Origin of the sequence: Aquitalea sp. LB_tupeE (assembly GCF_013391415.1) — a bacterium.
Lineage (GTDB): Bacteria > Pseudomonadota > Gammaproteobacteria > Burkholderiales > Chromobacteriaceae > Aquitalea.
Window position 1 is genome coordinate 145,052 of record NZ_JACAXB010000033.1, and the last position, 14,440, is coordinate 159,491.

At 59.9% G+C, this 14,440-nt stretch carries 14 protein-coding genes and 1 tRNA gene; 6 read left to right on the plus strand and 9 right to left on the minus strand.

Annotated features, from left to right (window positions below):
* Positions 1–798 (plus strand): alpha/beta fold hydrolase, encoded by a 798-nt coding sequence (locus HWX34_RS17280; RefSeq protein ID WP_178973418.1) that lies wholly within the window; start codon positions 1–3, stop codon positions 796–798.
* A 3-nt stretch (positions 799–801) separates the two neighbouring features.
* On the opposite strand, the gene HWX34_RS17285 is transcribed toward HWX34_RS17280, so the two are convergent.
* The 3 genes from HWX34_RS17285 to HWX34_RS17295 form a co-directional block, all read right to left on the minus strand.
* A complete protein-coding gene (locus tag HWX34_RS17285) occupies positions 802–4,212 on the minus strand; it encodes an AAA family ATPase (RefSeq protein WP_178973419.1) in 3,411 nt (1,136 codons plus the stop codon).
* Complete coding sequence (sbcD, locus tag HWX34_RS17290) at positions 4,209–5,426, minus strand: exonuclease subunit SbcD (RefSeq protein WP_178973420.1); 1,218 nt, start codon at positions 5,424–5,426, stop codon at positions 4,209–4,211. Before sbcD ends, HWX34_RS17285 begins: the two co-directional genes overlap by 4 nt.
* 74 nt (positions 5,427–5,500) lie before the next feature.
* Entirely contained in the window at positions 5,501–6,967 is a 1,467-nt protein-coding gene (locus HWX34_RS17295) for a DUF945 family protein (RefSeq protein ID WP_178973421.1), read from the minus strand.
* 182 nt (positions 6,968–7,149) lie between these two features.
* Here HWX34_RS17295 and HWX34_RS17300 point away from each other — a divergent pair, with 182 nt between their 5' ends.
* Positions 7,150–7,701 (plus strand): phospholipase D family protein, encoded by a 552-nt coding sequence (locus HWX34_RS17300; protein WP_178973422.1) that lies wholly within the window; start codon positions 7,150–7,152, stop codon positions 7,699–7,701.
* Here the strand turns inward: HWX34_RS17300 and HWX34_RS17305 are convergent.
* The 3 genes from HWX34_RS17305 to HWX34_RS17315 all read right to left on the minus strand — a co-directional run bounded on the left by HWX34_RS17305 (position 7,698) and on the right by HWX34_RS17315 (position 9,896).
* On the minus strand, positions 7,698–8,273 hold the full coding sequence (locus HWX34_RS17305) for a cysteine hydrolase family protein (RefSeq protein ID WP_178973423.1): 576 nt from the start codon (positions 8,271–8,273) through the stop codon (positions 7,698–7,700). The genes HWX34_RS17300 and HWX34_RS17305 overlap by 4 nt on opposite strands.
* Before the next feature lie 175 nt (positions 8,274–8,448).
* Positions 8,449–8,652 (minus strand): cold-shock protein, encoded by a 204-nt coding sequence (locus HWX34_RS17310; protein WP_045844829.1) that lies wholly within the window; start codon positions 8,650–8,652, stop codon positions 8,449–8,451.
* A 335-nt stretch (positions 8,653–8,987) separates the two neighbouring features.
* A complete protein-coding gene (locus HWX34_RS17315) occupies positions 8,988–9,896 on the minus strand; it encodes a LysR family transcriptional regulator (RefSeq protein ID WP_178973424.1) in 909 nt (302 codons plus the stop codon).
* A 103-nt stretch (positions 9,897–9,999) separates the two neighbouring features.
* Between HWX34_RS17315 and HWX34_RS17320 the strand changes: the two genes are divergently transcribed.
* The 3 genes from HWX34_RS17320 (at position 10,000) to HWX34_RS17330 (ending at position 11,423) form a co-directional block, all read left to right on the plus strand.
* Positions 10,000–10,749, plus strand: coding sequence for a sulfite exporter TauE/SafE family protein (locus HWX34_RS17320; protein ID WP_178973425.1), 750 nt, complete (start codon positions 10,000–10,002; stop codon positions 10,747–10,749).
* 103 nt (positions 10,750–10,852) lie between these two features.
* A tRNA-Tyr gene (locus HWX34_RS17325) sits at positions 10,853–10,938 on the plus strand.
* Between the two features lie 80 nt (positions 10,939–11,018).
* Positions 11,019–11,423 carry a hypothetical protein gene (locus tag HWX34_RS17330; protein WP_178973426.1) on the plus strand — a complete coding sequence of 135 codons (405 nt, stop codon included), beginning with the start codon at positions 11,019–11,021 and terminating at the stop codon, positions 11,421–11,423.
* 3 nt (positions 11,424–11,426) lie between these two features.
* On the opposite strand, the gene HWX34_RS17335 is transcribed toward HWX34_RS17330, so the two are convergent.
* Complete coding sequence (locus HWX34_RS17335; RefSeq protein ID WP_178973427.1) at positions 11,427–12,155, minus strand: ABC transporter substrate-binding protein; 729 nt, start codon at positions 12,153–12,155, stop codon at positions 11,427–11,429.
* A gap of 100 nt (positions 12,156–12,255) precedes the next feature.
* On the opposite strand from HWX34_RS17335, the gene HWX34_RS17340 reads away from it, so the two are divergent.
* The gene (locus HWX34_RS17340; RefSeq protein ID WP_178973428.1) at positions 12,256–12,759 is read left to right on the plus strand and encodes a prolyl-tRNA synthetase associated domain-containing protein; all 504 of its coding nucleotides are present in this window, start codon (positions 12,256–12,258) and stop codon (positions 12,757–12,759) included.
* A 103-nt stretch (positions 12,760–12,862) separates the two neighbouring features.
* Here the strand turns inward: HWX34_RS17340 and lipA are convergent, their stop codons facing one another.
* Positions 12,863–13,810, minus strand: coding sequence for a lipoyl synthase (lipA, locus tag HWX34_RS17345; protein WP_178973429.1), 948 nt, complete (start codon positions 13,808–13,810; stop codon positions 12,863–12,865).
* Positions 13,807–14,430: a lipoyl(octanoyl) transferase LipB gene (gene lipB, locus HWX34_RS17350; protein WP_045844836.1), complete on the minus strand. Its 624-nt coding sequence runs from the start codon at positions 14,428–14,430 to the stop codon at positions 13,807–13,809. Before lipB ends, lipA begins: the two co-directional genes overlap by 4 nt.
* Positions 14,431–14,440 lie beyond the last annotated feature (10 nt).

Sequence of the window (14,440 nt, forward strand, 5' to 3'; positions counted from 1 at the left end):
ATGTTGCGACTGCTACGCCTGCTGCTCTTGCCCCTGCTACTGCTGAACGCCTCTGCGCTGGCAGCCGGTTCAGGCCCGCTTGTGGGTGTGGTGCTGATGCACGGCAAGGGCGGCAGCCCGGAAAAGCATGTCACCGGGCTGGCCAATGCGCTGCGGCAACAAGGCGTGCTGGTGGCCAATCTGGAAATGCCATGGTCCGGCCGACGCGAATACGATGCCGATGTCGCCAGCGCGGTGGCGCAGGTGAATGCTGCACTTGAGACTCTGCGCCAACAGGGTGCGCGCAAGCTGGTGGTGGCTGGTCATAGTCAGGGTGGTCTGTTTGCGCTGTATCTGGCCGGGCGGCTGCACGTGGATGGCGTGATTGCCATTGCGCCGGGCAGCAATGTGGGTGCGGGCTTGCTGCACGACCGGCTGGATGACACGGTAGCCAGTGCCCGCACGCTGCTGGCAGCAGGCCATGGTGAGGAAAAAACCCGGCTGGCCGACTTTGAGGGCAGCAAGGGGCTGTACCCGGTCATCACCACACCGCGCATTTATCTGGACTGGTTCGACCCGGACGGTGCCATGAACCAGAGCAAGGCCGTGCAGCAAGTGCAGGCCGGCGTACCGGTGCTGTATATCTCGCCAGACGGCGACTACCCGGCCTTGCAGCGTGTGCGGCAAAGCATGTTCAATGCCCTGCCCGCCAACCCGGCCAGCCAGCTGCTGGTTCCGTCAGGCAGTCATCTGGAAGCGCCAGGCGCTTCCATCCCCGGCATTCTCGCCTGGCTGGACCGTATCACCAGCGCGGACTGAGGCTCAACCACCACTGACCGACAGCGCCGACAGGCCGACACCACCGGCACGTGCCACGCGGATTTGCACCGCAATCCTTTCCTTCATGCCTTCCACGTGGCTGATCACGCCTATCATCTTGCCGCTGGCGTTCAGGCTATCCAGCGCATCCAGCGCGATTTCCAGCGTTTCGGCATCCAGCGTGCCAAAGCCCTCATCCAGAAACAGCGAGTCGATGGAGGTTTTGTGGCTGACCAGGTCGGACAATGCCAGCGCCAATGCCAGACTCACCAGAAAACTCTCGCCGCCGGACAGGGTACGCGTGTCGCGGCTGACATCGGCCTGCCAGCTGTCGACGATTTCCAGCTCCAGTTCGCCCTCAGCCTTGCGGCGCAGCTGATAGCGCCCATGCAGGCGCGCCAGCTGGCGATTAGCCAGATACACCAGATGATCCAGCGTCAGGCCCTGGGCAAAGCGGCGGAACTTGTCGCCCTTGGCCGAGCCGATCAGGCCATCCAGCCGTTGCCACAGCTCGCAGTCCTGTTGTTGTTGACTGATTTGCGCCAGCAGGCCCTGCAAACCGGCCCGGCGCGCGCTATCGCCGTCAAGCAAGGCTTGCAGCGCACCAGCTTGACCACTCAGTTGCTGTCGCTCGGCATCCAGCACTGTCAGCTGTGCTTCCAGTTCTTCCCCCGTCAACGAGGTGAGAGGGGTGGCCGCCAATGCCTGCCATTGAGCCTGCGCCGCTTGCAGCAAGGCTTCGGCTTGTTGCACCGCCTTGTCCTGCTGCTGTTGCAGGGTTAGCAAGGCGGTGCGTTGTTCGGCGGACAGGCAGGCATTGATAAAGTCTGCCTCGCTGCCAAAGCGGCTGTGCTGCAAGGCCTGCTGCCACTGGCTGGCATCCTGTTGCAGTTGCAGCTGTTGTTCGGTCAGATCCTGCTGCAATTGCCGGCACTGCCCCTGACGTTGCGCCAGAGTGGCGGCCAATGCCGTGCGTTGTTGCAGGCAGTGTTCCAGTGCTGCCGCCAGGTCGGCCTGCTGCGCTGGCGCGCTCATGGCAGGCAGTTCCAGTTGCTGCCACCACTGTTGCCAGTATTGCTGTTGGGTCTGGGCCTGATTGTGCTGCTCTTCCAGCCGGGCCAGTTGCTGCTCCAGCTGCTGCATGTCGCTCTGCTGCTGTTGCCAGTGCTGCCATTGCTGCTGAAGCGCTTCCAGCCAGGCATCGACATGCTCTGGCATGGCATGGCCAGCATCGGCCAGGGCTAGTTGCAACTGCTGCTGCAAGGCAAGGTGCTGGCGCTGCAGTTCTGCCAGCGCAGATTCGGCCTGTTTGCATTGCTGCTGCAAGCTGTGCGACGTCTGTTGCTGCAATGTCAGTTCGGCCTGGGCCGCCTGGTATTGCTGCTGGCACTGCTGGCTATCTTGTACCGCCAGTTGCCAGCGCAAGGCGGCGGCCTCGGCTTGTTGCATGGCTTGCTCGGCCTGTTGCAGCTGCTGCATCGCCTGTGCCACACCGGCGTGCAGACGGACTGGCTGTTGCCAGTCAGTTGCCAGCAAGGCCAGCGGCGCGGCCAGTGTCTGCCAGTGCTGCACTGCCTGCTGCTGCCGTTCTTGCTGTGCCTGCCATTGCTGCTGCAAGCCAGCCAGTTGCTGCTGGGCGGTACTCAGTCGCAAATTGGCCTGATGCCCTTCCGCCTGCACTGCTTCCAGCCGGGTCTGGATTTCCGTCACGCCCTGCCTGGCTGCCGAAGCATCTGCCGCATGGTAACGCTCCACCAGCGGGTGCTGTTCCGAACCGCACAGGGGGCAAGGCTGGCCGGGCTGCAGCTGGGCGCGCTGGGCTTCCAGCCCCTGAATGCGCAATTCCATTTCCAGCAGGCGCTGGCGATCGCCCAGTTGCTCCTGTAACTGACGGTATTGCGCGCGCAATGCCTGCAGGGTCTGCTCGTACTCCGGCAGCAGCGCCTGTTTGCCAGCCATGTCCTGTGCCAGCGTGGCGATTTCCTGTGCACCCTGTTGCAATTGAACTGCCAGTTGCTCTGCCTGCTGCCAGTCTTGCAGGGCCTGCCCGGCCTGTTGCCAGTGCTGGCGCAGTGCCGGCAGGTCTGCCGCCCGCTCTGCCGCTGCCGCCGCCTCGGCCTGCATGGCAGCCTGCGCACTGGCTTTGGCTTGTTCGCAATGTTGTTGCTGCAGGTCAATTTTCTGCCGCTGGCCGCTCAGGGCCTCTTGCAGCTGGCTATAGTCATGTCCGGCCAGTGCCACGCGCTGTTGCAACTGGCCAAGATGGGCAAACTGGCTGCGCCACAAGGGTAGCTGGTTGCCCAGGCTGGCCATCTGAGGTGCCGACTGTTGCTGGGCCTGCCATTGCTGCCAGCGCAAGCGGCCTTGTTGCAGCTTTTGCTGCAGGTTGTCTACCAGTGCGCTGGCATGACACAAACCTTCCCAGTTCACTTGCTGCCATTGCCGCTCATCCTGCTGCAAAGCCGCTTCCTGGGCGTGCAGGCTGGCTTGGATTTGTACAAGGCGCTGCTGACGGTTCTGCCACTGCTGGTAAAGCGGCTGAATCTGCTGGGCGGCTTCGCCATCTGCCAATTGTTGACGCTGTCCGGCTGCTGCCTGCTGCGCCTGGCGGGCGCTATCCAGCTGCTGACTGGCACTGACTTGCTGTTGCGCCAGTTGGGCTAGTTGACGACGCCAGTCCAGTGCCTGTACCAGGCTTTGTTGCTGTACAGCCAGTTGCTGCTGTTGTTGCTGTGCGTCTGTCAGTTGTTGCTGCATGGTGTTGCGCTCGGCATCATCCAGCAGATCGACCGCACCGGCCTGAGTCTGCAATTGTTGCAGGGCCTGGCGGCTGTCCCTTGCCTGTTCGAACACGCGGCGCGACAGCTCGCCGTACAGTTCGGTGCCGGTCAGTTCTTCCAGCAATTCGGCCCGCTCATTCGGGCTGGCATTGAGAAAAGCAGCAAAACCACCCTGTGCCAGCAACATGGATTTGGTAAAGCGGGCGAAATCCAGCCCGGTAATGGCGGCAATCCGTTTGAGCTTTTCGTTGCTGTGGGTAGTGATGATGGTGCCATCGGCCTCGGCCAGTTCCACCCGTGCTGCCTGCAACGCACCATCGGCCTTGTCGCGAGCGCGGCGCTGGCTCCAGAACGCACGGTAGGCCTTGCCCTTGACCTCGAACTCCACCTCGGCCAGACAATCGGCGGTATGGCGGGTCATGATGTCATTGCTGTTGGCCGAGATGGTCTTCAGCCTTGGGGTTTCGTGGTAAAGCGCCAGGCAGATGGCATCCAGCAAGGTAGATTTGCCCGCACCAGTGGGGCCGGTGATGGCAAACAGGCCGTTGTCGCGGAATGGTGGCCGGGTAAAGTCGATTTTCCACTCACCTTGCAGCGAGTTGAGGTTTTTCAGCCGCAGGGTACGGATTTTCATGCCTGCTCCTCCTGCACCTGTTGCAACACTTGCCGATAGCGCTGGCGCAATGCCTCGGCCAGTGGCGCTTCCAGCGCTTCCAGCTGCAAGCGGCGTTCAAACACTTCCTGCGGGCTCAGTTCGTCCAGCGTGCTGCGTTCGGATTGCAAGTTGACGGTCTGCTGGCTGCGGGCTCGGCGCAGGCGCAGCAGCTCGGCAGGCTGTCCGTCCAGCATGGCCTGGATACGGCCTTGCAGGTCGGACAGGTAATCGTCCCCTTCTACCGTGATTTCCAGCCATAAATGCTGACCGGCAGTCAGCCCGGCCAAGGCTTGCGGTATGGCCTGCTGCAACTGCGCCAGCGTGCCACGCAGGCTGGCCAGCGGCTGGAAACATGGCACCGGCAGCTCGGTGATAGCAAGCCCTGCCGGGGCAGCGGTTTCTATCAGCAGCATTTGCTTGGCCTGACCCAGCTCATCAAAACTCAATGGCAAGGGCGAGCCGCTGTAACGGATATGTGCATGACCACCCACCCGTTGCGGGCGGTGTATATGGCCCAGCGCGATATAGTCGAACGGCGGGAAGGCATTGGTGGGGAAGGCATCCAGCGCGCCAACATAGATGTCGCGCACCGACTCGCTACTGCTGGCCCCCACGGTGGTGAGGTGACCGCTCGCAAGAATGGGCAGTTGCAGATTCAGGGCTTCACAGTGCTCACGGGCCAACTGATACAGGGCCTGATAATGCGCGGCAATGGCTTGCTGCAGGCCTAGCTGTTTTTCCTCGGCACTCTGGCCGGCCTGGCTTTGCAATACATCACGGGCACGAATGAAGGGCACGGCGCACAGCAGCGCAGCAGGATGGCCAGCAGCATCGTGCAGGGTGATCAGCTGGCGTGACAGGTCCTCCTGCACGGCCGGAATAACGGTACAGCCCAGATAAGCCAGCAAGGGGCGGCTTTCTTCCAGGGTAGCCACCGAGTCGTGATTGCCGCCCAGCAAGATCAGCTGGCACCGGGCATCATGCAAGCGCACCACCAGCTGGTTGTAGAGTTCGCGCGCATAACTGGGCGGTGCGCCGGTGTCGAAAATATCACCGGCCAGCAGTACCGCGTCTACAGCCTGCGCCTGCACTTGCTGCAACAGCCAGTCAATCAGCGCCTGATGTTCGGCCTGACGGCTACGCCCCATGAAATGCTGGCCCAGATGCCAGTCCGAAGTGTGAAGAATGCGCATGCCATCGCTCGTGCTGGAAAACAGCGCATTCTAGCAAGAGCCGCCACATCACGCGCGGCTCTTGTCCTGACTGGTCAATTGGCCGGAGCTGGCTCGGGCGCATTTTCCTCGGCCGGGGCTGCTAGCGGGGCTGCTGGCTGCGGAACCGGCGCGGCTGGACTTGCACCCAACAACCCGGCCATGGATGGCAGCGGGTGTCCATTGAGCACGGCGCCATCCCGGTTGAAGCTGAAATCGGCACTCAAGCGCTGGCCGTTATCACTCAGCCACCCCTGTTGCACTGCGCTAGTGATGCCGGTTTCCATCATTTGTGCGGCCTGGGCGGTGTCGGCACCACCGGCGGCTTGCGCAGTCATGTCATTGAGCAGTCCGCGATCCAGCTGCATGGCAGCCCTGCCGCTCAGACGGTCGCGCAGCAGTGGCAGAATGCTTTGCACGGTCTGCACACCTGTCGGCATGCCATTGCCGTCAAAGCGCAGCTCCAGACTGCCATGCAGTCCGCCCTTGTCGGTCTGGAAACCAAACTGGTCAATCCGGAAGGCAGGCGAACTAGCCAGCAGGCTGCTGGCACTGTCCAGCAGCGCCTGTGCGCTGGCCTGCTGCATGGCTAGCGCATCTGCATTGCCCGGATTGGCATACAGCTGATTGGCCTTGCTCTGCCAGTCGGCATAGCCCTGTTTGTTGATGTTGGCATAAGAGAAGTCCATCCGGGCATCCTTGATGGCAAAGGCATGGTTGATCGGCCCCAACTGCCCTTTTTCCGCCCGGCTGTGGTAGAGCATGTCTACCAGGCTGCCCTTGTCCTGCATGGCGGCATCCAGTGACAAGCCATTCAGCCGCAATACCGAATTGTTGTCGACCAGCAGCTCCATGGACTCCAGCTTTTGCTGCGCATCCATCTGCCAGTTGTCCTTGACCGATGCCATGGCCGCCTGATGCCCACCCGCCTGCAAATTACCCAGCACCAGTTGCAGCACACCACCCGCACCAGCGGGCAATGCCGCGCGCAGGGTGGCGCCAGCCATGTTCAGCTTGTACTGCATGGGCTTGCCATCTTCGGTCTGGATGGTGGCCAGCAGCTTGCGCACATCCAGTGCATTGCCATCCGGGCTGGCCCAATGCAGCTCATCCGCCTTGAGCGTGGTGTCCGTGCGACCCCAGAAAGTTTTGATGCTCCACGCCTCGATGGGCAGAGGATTGCCACTGCCATTGCCGCTGGCATCCAGCGGGGTGATGGTGTAGTCGGTACGCTCCCAGCGCTGCAGCGGGATGGCGAATTGGTTTACCTTGTAATCCACGGCAAACCGCAGAACCTGGCCAGCCAGGGGCAGGCTGTAGCTCACGCGGGCACTGGAGCCAAACCAGCCACGGTCGTAATGATCCACCTTGACTGTCCATGGCATCAGTTTGTTTTGCTGCAAGCTGTCTATATCATTCCGGATCTTGTCTTCCGTGCGCACACCCACAATACCGGGCAGCACCAGTACCCAGCCAAGGATGAGGCCTGCAGTCGTCAGTGCCGCCAGTTTTGTTGTTTTCATCTGTTTCCCTTCATGCTTTGACTTGTTATCCAACGCACTAAACATGCATAAAGAATAGTAAACAATTTAAAAAACAGGCAGCACAATGAAGAATTAATGATTAATGACAAATCAGCAACGGCTACCAGGCTCTGAACACGAGCCGGCTGCCAGTCCGCACCAAGTAAACCGGAAACCACCCCATGAAGCCCGCTCGCCGCGTGATTTGCCTTGGCTTGCTCATTCTGAGCTTCAACACAGCCGCCGATACCACCCAGACAGCCAGCATGGCGACCGAAGTTGCATTCGCCCCGGACCCATCCGCCCTGCAACTGGTGCTCAAGGGCATAAGCCAGGCCAGGCGCTCCATCCATCTGGCCGCCTATGTCTTTACCAGCAAACCCGTGGCCACCGCCTTGCTGGAGGCACGCCAACGCGGCGTGGAAGTAGCCGTGGTGGCCGACATGCAGGAAAGCCAGCGCCAGTACAGCGCCAGCCGCTTTCTGGCTAATCAGCAACTGCCGGTACGGCTAAATGGCAAATACGCCATACTCCATGACAAATTCATGATCATCGACCAGCAGCATGTACAGACCGGCAGTTTCAATTACACCGCAGCCGCCGCCAGCAAGAATGCAGAGAATGTGTTGATCATCTGGAATGCACCGGCACTGGCCGCACGTTACGAAGCGCAGTGGCAACGCTTGTGGCAGGAAGGAGAACCATTGACCGCTGCCGACCCCGCGCCGCGCTAATCAGCAGTCAGTGCCGCCAGTAGCGCAGTGGAATGGCAGACCTGGCAGTATTCACCGTGCAGATTGGCCAGCGACATGGCGTGCACCTCATCGGCACTGCGCCAGTTACCTGCCCAGTCGCTGCGACCAAAGGTGAAGCAGGCATCTTCAACCAGATACACCCGGTAGCCAAGATTACCTGCCATGCGTACCGTGGCCTCCACCGAGTTGCTGGTGGCCACCCCGGCGACGATCAGGGTATCGCAAGCCATTTGCTGCAAGCGTGCGTGCAAGTCGGTACAGATAAAGGCCGAATTGGTTTGCTTGGCCAGCACCCACTCCCCCGGCAGCGGAATGACTTCGGGCTTGAAGGCATGACCGGCCTGACCTGGGCGATAGGTAGAGCCAGCCTCTTGCGAGTCGTGCCGCACATGACACAAGGGCCGCTGCTGCTGCCGCCATACCGACAACAGTTTCCCGGCAACACTTTCAGCCTGCGGGTTGTTGCGTGTGCCCCAACTGGGGTCATCCACCGCACATTGCAGATCGACCAGCAGTAACAGGCTGTTATCAGGTAGATGAATCGGCTGCATGCACTGTCCCTCTTGGATTGATTTCCCAGCTTAACAGCCATGGCCTGCGACAGGCGACATTCATGACAATGGAAAATACGCTGCATATGAAAAAACCCACCGGACAGTAAGTCGGGTGGGTTTTTCAGCAGCCAAAGCACCGGGCTTCAGCTATCTCACAGGCAAAGCCCGTGAATTACTGCGGCTGTACGTTGGTAGCAGCCGGGCCTTTTTGACCAGCAGCTTTAACGTAGCTTACTTTCTGACCGTCTTGCAGCGACTTGAAGCCGTCTACCTTGATTTCGGAGAAATGTACGAACAGGTCGTCGCCGCCTGCATCCGGAGTGATAAAGCCAAAGCCTTTGGCGTCATTGAAAAATTTAACGGTGCCGGTTTCCATGATATATCCCTGACATAAAAAACATTAAAAATTGAGCACATGCCCAAACAACAAGAACTTCAAGGGATAGATATTTGAACAATTAGGCACTCTGGAAGGAGGGACACCACTGTAACGAAATAGGCACAACGCTTGAAATCTTGCAGCACCGTTATACGCACCTCACCGCTATCGGTCAAACACTATCTGCAAAATAAGCCAATTTATTTTCGCACCAGCATAAAAAACCCTGTCATGACCATTGAATGCGCCTGTCCGGCAAATGATCATCCGGCCAACAAAGCAGCTGACAGATAAAGCAAACCCCGGCAGAGGGGATGAATCTGCCAGCACCTTCATGGCAAATCATCGGGACTGGATACCTGCTGCAAGTGCTGACGCAGGAATTCCAGCCACAAGCGCAATTTGGCCTGCCGCTGCAAGGCTGGCGGATACAGCGCATAGATATCCGCAGGAACCGACTGCCACTCCGGCAATAGCTGTAATAACTGCCCCGACTGCAACAAGGAGCGCACATCCCATTCGGAACGCAAAATCACACCAAGGCCCTGCAAAGCCCATTGCACTGCGGTTTCGCCGTCATTGCACGACAAGGGGCCGCGCACCTTGATGCTTTCCTCACGCTCGCCACGCTGCAACACCCACTGGCCGTGGATATCATGATTCTCCCGAATCACAATGCAATCATGCTGTTGCAGGTCGCGCGGCTGCGCGGGTGCCAGTCGTGTTGCCAGATAAGCGGGTGCAGCGCACAGCACCCGACGGTTACGTAGTAGCAAGCTGGCGTGCAAGCGCCCATCCGGCGGCCGGCCAAAGCGAATGGCCACATCAAACCCTTCCTGGCGGGATGGCGGGCGATCACTTAACTGCAACTCCACTTCCAACCGTGGGTGGTGGCTGGCAAAGGCAGCCAGAATGGGCGCGATATAACGTCGACCGAAACCAAAGCTGGCATTTACCCGCAACAATCCGTGCGGCTGATTGGGATCACCGCGCACCCGCGCTTCCAGCTCCACAATCTCACCCAACAGGCGACGTGCCTCATCCAGGTACAACTGCCCTGCTTCGGTCAGCTGCAATGAACGGGTCGTCCGCTGCAGCAAGGCAATGCCAAGTCGCGCCTCCAGCGCCTGCAAGCGTCGGCTGATCACAGGCGGCGTCACCCCAAGCTGGCGCGCAGTGGCCACCATGCTGCCGCATTGGTGTAGCCGCAGAAAGAATTCCAGATCAGAAACTGCATTCATTATTACGCTCAAATTAATAATGGTTTATTTGCCTGGCAATTATATACACCAGAACAAAGAGTAGACTTGGTATCTTTCACTAAACCTCACCAAGGAGAAGCCCATGCCATGGCAAATCATGGAAGCGCTGCTACTGGGCGCAGGCCTGGGCGCACTGGGTGGCCTGCTGGGCATCGGTGGCGGGATATTGGCCATCCCGGTACTGGTCATGCTGTATGGCATGAACCAGGCGCTGGCCCAGGGCACGGCATTGGTGATGATGACACCCAATGTGCTGATCGGCTTCTGGCGCTATCGCCAACGCAACCCCTTCCCGCTGCGCACGGCAGCGCTGATCGGGCTGGCCTCCATCATCAGCACCTACCCTGCCGCCCAGCTGGCTGTCGGCATGAATGCCAGCCTGCTGCGGCAATGCTTTGCCGTCTTCCTGTTGTTGCTGGCTGCCTATTTTGCCTTTGATCAGTATTTGCGTCGCACAGCGACACGCACCCCCTGGCCGGAACAGTTGCTACCACTGGTCGGGGTGATTGGCGGCCTGTTTGCTGGTCTGTTCAGCGTGGGGGCCGGGATTGTGGCCGCGCCTATCCTGGTCAAGGGCTTTGGCAAGAAACAGGCAGTTGCCCAAGGACTGGCACTGGCACTGGTGGTGCCTGGCGCGCTGGTGGCACTGTGGAGCTATGGCCATGCCGGCCATATCAACTGGTGGCTTGGCTTGCCCATGGCCATTGGCGGCATCAGTACCGTTTCCTGGGGGGTAGCCTGGGCGCACCGTCTGCCGGAAAGACGCCTGAGGATAATCTTTGCCCTGATGCTGATCGCTACCGCCATTCTGATGCTGCTTCAGGCACGATAATCACCCGTCACAAGCCGCATATTGGCAATCAATCAGACGGTCAAAAATTTTTATCGGGGGCTTGACGCTGCAAAACAGCCTCGCTATCATGCCGATCTCTTTTGGAGGGGTTACCCCAGCGGTCAACGGGTCCGGACTGTAAATCCGGCGGCTCAGCCTTCGAAGGTTCGAATCCTTCTCCCTCCACCAGCATTCCCAAAAGGCCCGACATTGCGTTCGGGCCTTTTGCATGCCGTCTGCGGCGGCACCATCCAGCGGGAGACACAGCCATGGCCAACAAGAACGGCAAAGCAGGCAAACCCAACGCAAACCAAGGCACACGTCTGGCCGAGCAAAAGCGCTTCCAGCGTACTGAAGAAGCCTGCCGCCGCATCATGGACCAGCTGTTTGCCATGCAACGGGCCAACCGTTTTGCTGAAGGCGAACTGGCGGAGAAATACGCCATCATGGCCGGCATTTACTACCGCAAGGTCCGCAATGGCAAGGTGCTGGGACCGGCCGATTTCAATGCCGCAGTGGAAGTGTGCACTGCCGCCCGGCGTTGCCTGCAGCAGCTGGATGCCAGCCTGCAGTTCGACGGGCTGCCGGACAGTGCAGGCTGGCAGCAAATATTGCCGCTGATTGATGGCGTGCTGGCCGACTACCAGCAACTGAAAGCAGGCCGCCAGCCCTGACGCTCAGGGCAGCTGCCGCTTGAGCAGTGCGGCCAACTCACCCCGCGCAGCCATTGCCTGCAACCCCTTGTCCAGCTGCTGCCGCAGCAATTCGGCACCTGGCATGCGGCGCGAAATCATGAACGACGCGTCTACCGCCGGTCGGCCAGCCAAGGGACTGAGCACCAGCGGTGGCAGTTGAGCTGCGGATAGCACACCCAGGCGCAACAGTCCCTGCCACACCTCACGATATTCAACAAAACCACGACAGTGCCCGGCGCGCAACTTGCGCAGCAAGTCCGGATAATTGGCCGAGCCGCGGTCCACCTCCTCCGCCCGCAAGCCGAATGCCTGGTAATTGAAACCGTTCAAGCCACACCAAGGCAGGCGGTCGCTACCAGCCAGCATGGGCTGCATGGTCACACTGACCGGATGCAGCTGCAAATAAGGCTTGCTGAACAAAAACTGCCGCTCCCGATTGGGGGTACGGCTGGCCGCCATCACGATCTGCACCTGACTACCCTGCTCGGCCAGGGCCAGGCAGCGGGCAAATGGCATCAACCGCACTTGCAGGCCACCCTCCGGCCCCAGGATGGCGCGCAACACGTCCGGCGAAAAACCCTGCACTTCCGCAGTTGACGCCAGCTGGTAAGATGAAGGCGGCCATTGGTTATCACCGCCGCAGGCCACCACAGCGCCATACGCCGGCAGCACGAACATCAGGCATGGCCAGACACGGCTGATGCACTGCATTATGGTTGTGACTGCACGTTTCATCCTGGGGCGCACACCTCTTCAAGCGGACAGACTGGCAAGATACCATTAACACAACTGTCATTTCGATACGAAAAACATGAAAGACCCTCAGGCCCCGTACCAGCTGCTGGAAACAGAAGGCATTCGCTACCAACGCTTTGATCACCCTGCCGTGTATACTTGCGCAGAAGCCAGCATGCTGGCTCCGATACCGGACAGCCTGGCCAGCAAGAACCTATTCCTCAAAGCAGGAAAAACCGGACGCTACCTGCTGCTGTGCCTGCCTGCCAGCGCAAGGCTGGATCTCAAAGCCCTGGGCGAAATATTGGCCATCAAGAGCCTTGGCTTTGCCTCGGCCGAGCGGCTGCTGGCCACACTGGGCCTGACACCGGGCGCGGTCAGCCTGCTGGCGGTCATCAACGATAGCGCCGGGCTGGTTGATGTCATTATTGATAAGACCGTAGCGCAGCAGGACACAATCCTTTGCCATCCACTGGTCAATACCAGTACCCTGGCCATCAACACGGGCGACCTGCTGCGTTTTCTTGACAGCTGCGACCATACGCCGCGCGTGATGTCACTCCCCTGCATGCCGATCTGAACCGCACAGAGCGGACAGCAAGCCATGAAAAAGGCTGCCTGCGCCACCGACCAAAAGTCGACAGCACAGGCAGCCCCTGAGCAGATACAGCCTGCTTGAATGCTTACACACCAGCCTCGTGGGCTTGCACGTCGGCATGGTAGCTGGAGCGCACCATGGCACCGACCGCCGCGTGGGCAAAGCCCATTTCATAGGCTTTCTCTTCGAACATCTTGAACGTGTCCGGGTGTACGTAACGCAATACCGGCAGATGACCATCGGACGGTTGCAGGTACTGGCCAATGGTCAGCATGTCCACATTATGGGCACGCAGGTCGCGCATCACTTCGAGGATTTCCTCGTCGGTTTCACCCAGACCCACCATCAGGCCGGACTTGGTGCGCACTTCCGGGTTCTTGGCCTTGTAGTCCTTGAGCAACTGCAAGGAGTGCGCATAATCGGCACCCGGACGTGCCTGCTTGTACAGGCGCGGCACGGTTTCCAGATTGTGGTTCATCACATCCGGCGGCGTAGAGGTGAGGATGTCCACCGCGATATCCAGACGGCCACGGAAGTCCGGTACCAGGGTTTCGATCTGGGTGCCGGGCGATGCGGCACGCACGGCGCTGATACAGTCAGCAAAGTGCTGTGCACCACCATCACGCAGGTCGTCACGGTCTACCGAAGTCACCACCACATACTTCAGCCGCATGGCGGCCACGCTCTCGGCGAGGTGCTTGGGCTCGTTTTCGTCCAGCGGATTCGGACGGCCGTGACCCACATCACAGAAGGGGCAGCGACGGGTGCAGATATCACCCATAATCATGAAAGTGGCCGTGCCCTTGCTGAAGCACTCGCCAATATTCGGGCAGGTGGCTTCTTCGCACACGGTATGCAGCTTCTGGTCACGCAGAATCTGCTTGATCTCATGAAAACGCTGGCCGGCGGGCAGCTTGGCGCGAATCCATTCCGGCTTTTTCAGCTTTTCATCCAGCGGCACAATCTTGATGGGAATGCGTGCGGTTTTGGCGGCGCCTTTATGCTTGACCCCTGCCTCGTTATCCAACTTCATGCTGTCTCCTTCACCACGGTCAGGTGTTTTTCCAGCTGGGGCAGCAGCAGCTCGGCCACTTGCGCCAGGGTTTTATCCACCCCCAAATCCTTCATTTGCGTCACCCTCAGGCCTTCGTAGCCACAGGGGTTGATCCAGCCAAACGGTGTCAGATCCATGTCCACATTCAGTGACAGGCCGTGATACACCGCCCCGTTCTTGATGCGCAAGCCCAGCGAGGCAATCTTGGCACCGTCCACATACACGCCGGGCGCGTTGACGTCGCCATTGGCGGTAATGCCCTGCCCGGCCAGCATGTCGATGACCGACTGCTCGATACGACGCACCAGTTCGCGCACGCCAATATGCATGCGCTTGAAATCAATCAGCAGATACACCACCAGCTGGCCGGGGCCGTGATAGGTGACCTGACCACCACGATCGGTCTTTACCACCGGAATATCAGTCAGGCGCAGCAGGTGTTCCGGCTTGCCCGCCAGGCCCTGGGTGTAGACAGGATGGTGCTCCACTACCCATAGCTCATCCGGCGTTTCGGCCGTGCGGGTATCGGTAAAGGCCTGCATGGCCCGCCAGGTGGGTTCGTAGTCCACCAGGCCCAAATGCTTGATCAGACGCTGCACGCGTTTGGCT

Coding starts and splice junctions, on each gene's coding strand:
- HWX34_RS17340 (WP_178973428.1), top strand. CDS start 12,256: ATGAAAGACCCTCAGGCCCCGTACCAGCTGCTGGAAACAGAAGGCATT.
- HWX34_RS17300 (WP_178973422.1), top strand. CDS start 7,150: ATGAAGCCCGCTCGCCGCGTGATTTGCCTTGGCTTGCTCATTCTGAGC.
- HWX34_RS17315 (WP_178973424.1), bottom strand. CDS start 9,896: ATGAATGCAGTTTCTGATCTGGAATTCTTTCTGCGGCTACACCAATGC.
- sbcD (WP_178973420.1), bottom strand. CDS start 5,426: ATGCGCATTCTTCACACTTCGGACTGGCATCTGGGCCAGCATTTCATG.
- HWX34_RS17330 (WP_178973426.1), top strand. CDS start 11,019: ATGGCCAACAAGAACGGCAAAGCAGGCAAACCCAACGCAAACCAAGGC.
- HWX34_RS17295 (WP_178973421.1), bottom strand. CDS start 6,967: ATGAAAACAACAAAACTGGCGGCACTGACGACTGCAGGCCTCATCCTT.
- HWX34_RS17310 (WP_045844829.1), bottom strand. CDS start 8,652: ATGGAAACCGGCACCGTTAAATTTTTCAATGACGCCAAAGGCTTTGGC.
- lipA (WP_178973429.1), bottom strand. CDS start 13,810: ATGAAGTTGGATAACGAGGCAGGGGTCAAGCATAAAGGCGCCGCCAAA.
- HWX34_RS17335 (WP_178973427.1), bottom strand. CDS start 12,155: ATGCAGTGCATCAGCCGTGTCTGGCCATGCCTGATGTTCGTGCTGCCG.
- HWX34_RS17305 (WP_178973423.1), bottom strand. CDS start 8,273: ATGCAGCCGATTCATCTACCTGATAACAGCCTGTTACTGCTGGTCGAT.
- HWX34_RS17285 (WP_178973419.1), bottom strand. CDS start 4,212: ATGAAAATCCGTACCCTGCGGCTGAAAAACCTCAACTCGCTGCAAGGT.
- HWX34_RS17280 (WP_178973418.1), top strand. CDS start 1: ATGTTGCGACTGCTACGCCTGCTGCTCTTGCCCCTGCTACTGCTGAAC.
- HWX34_RS17320 (WP_178973425.1), top strand. CDS start 10,000: ATGCCATGGCAAATCATGGAAGCGCTGCTACTGGGCGCAGGCCTGGGC.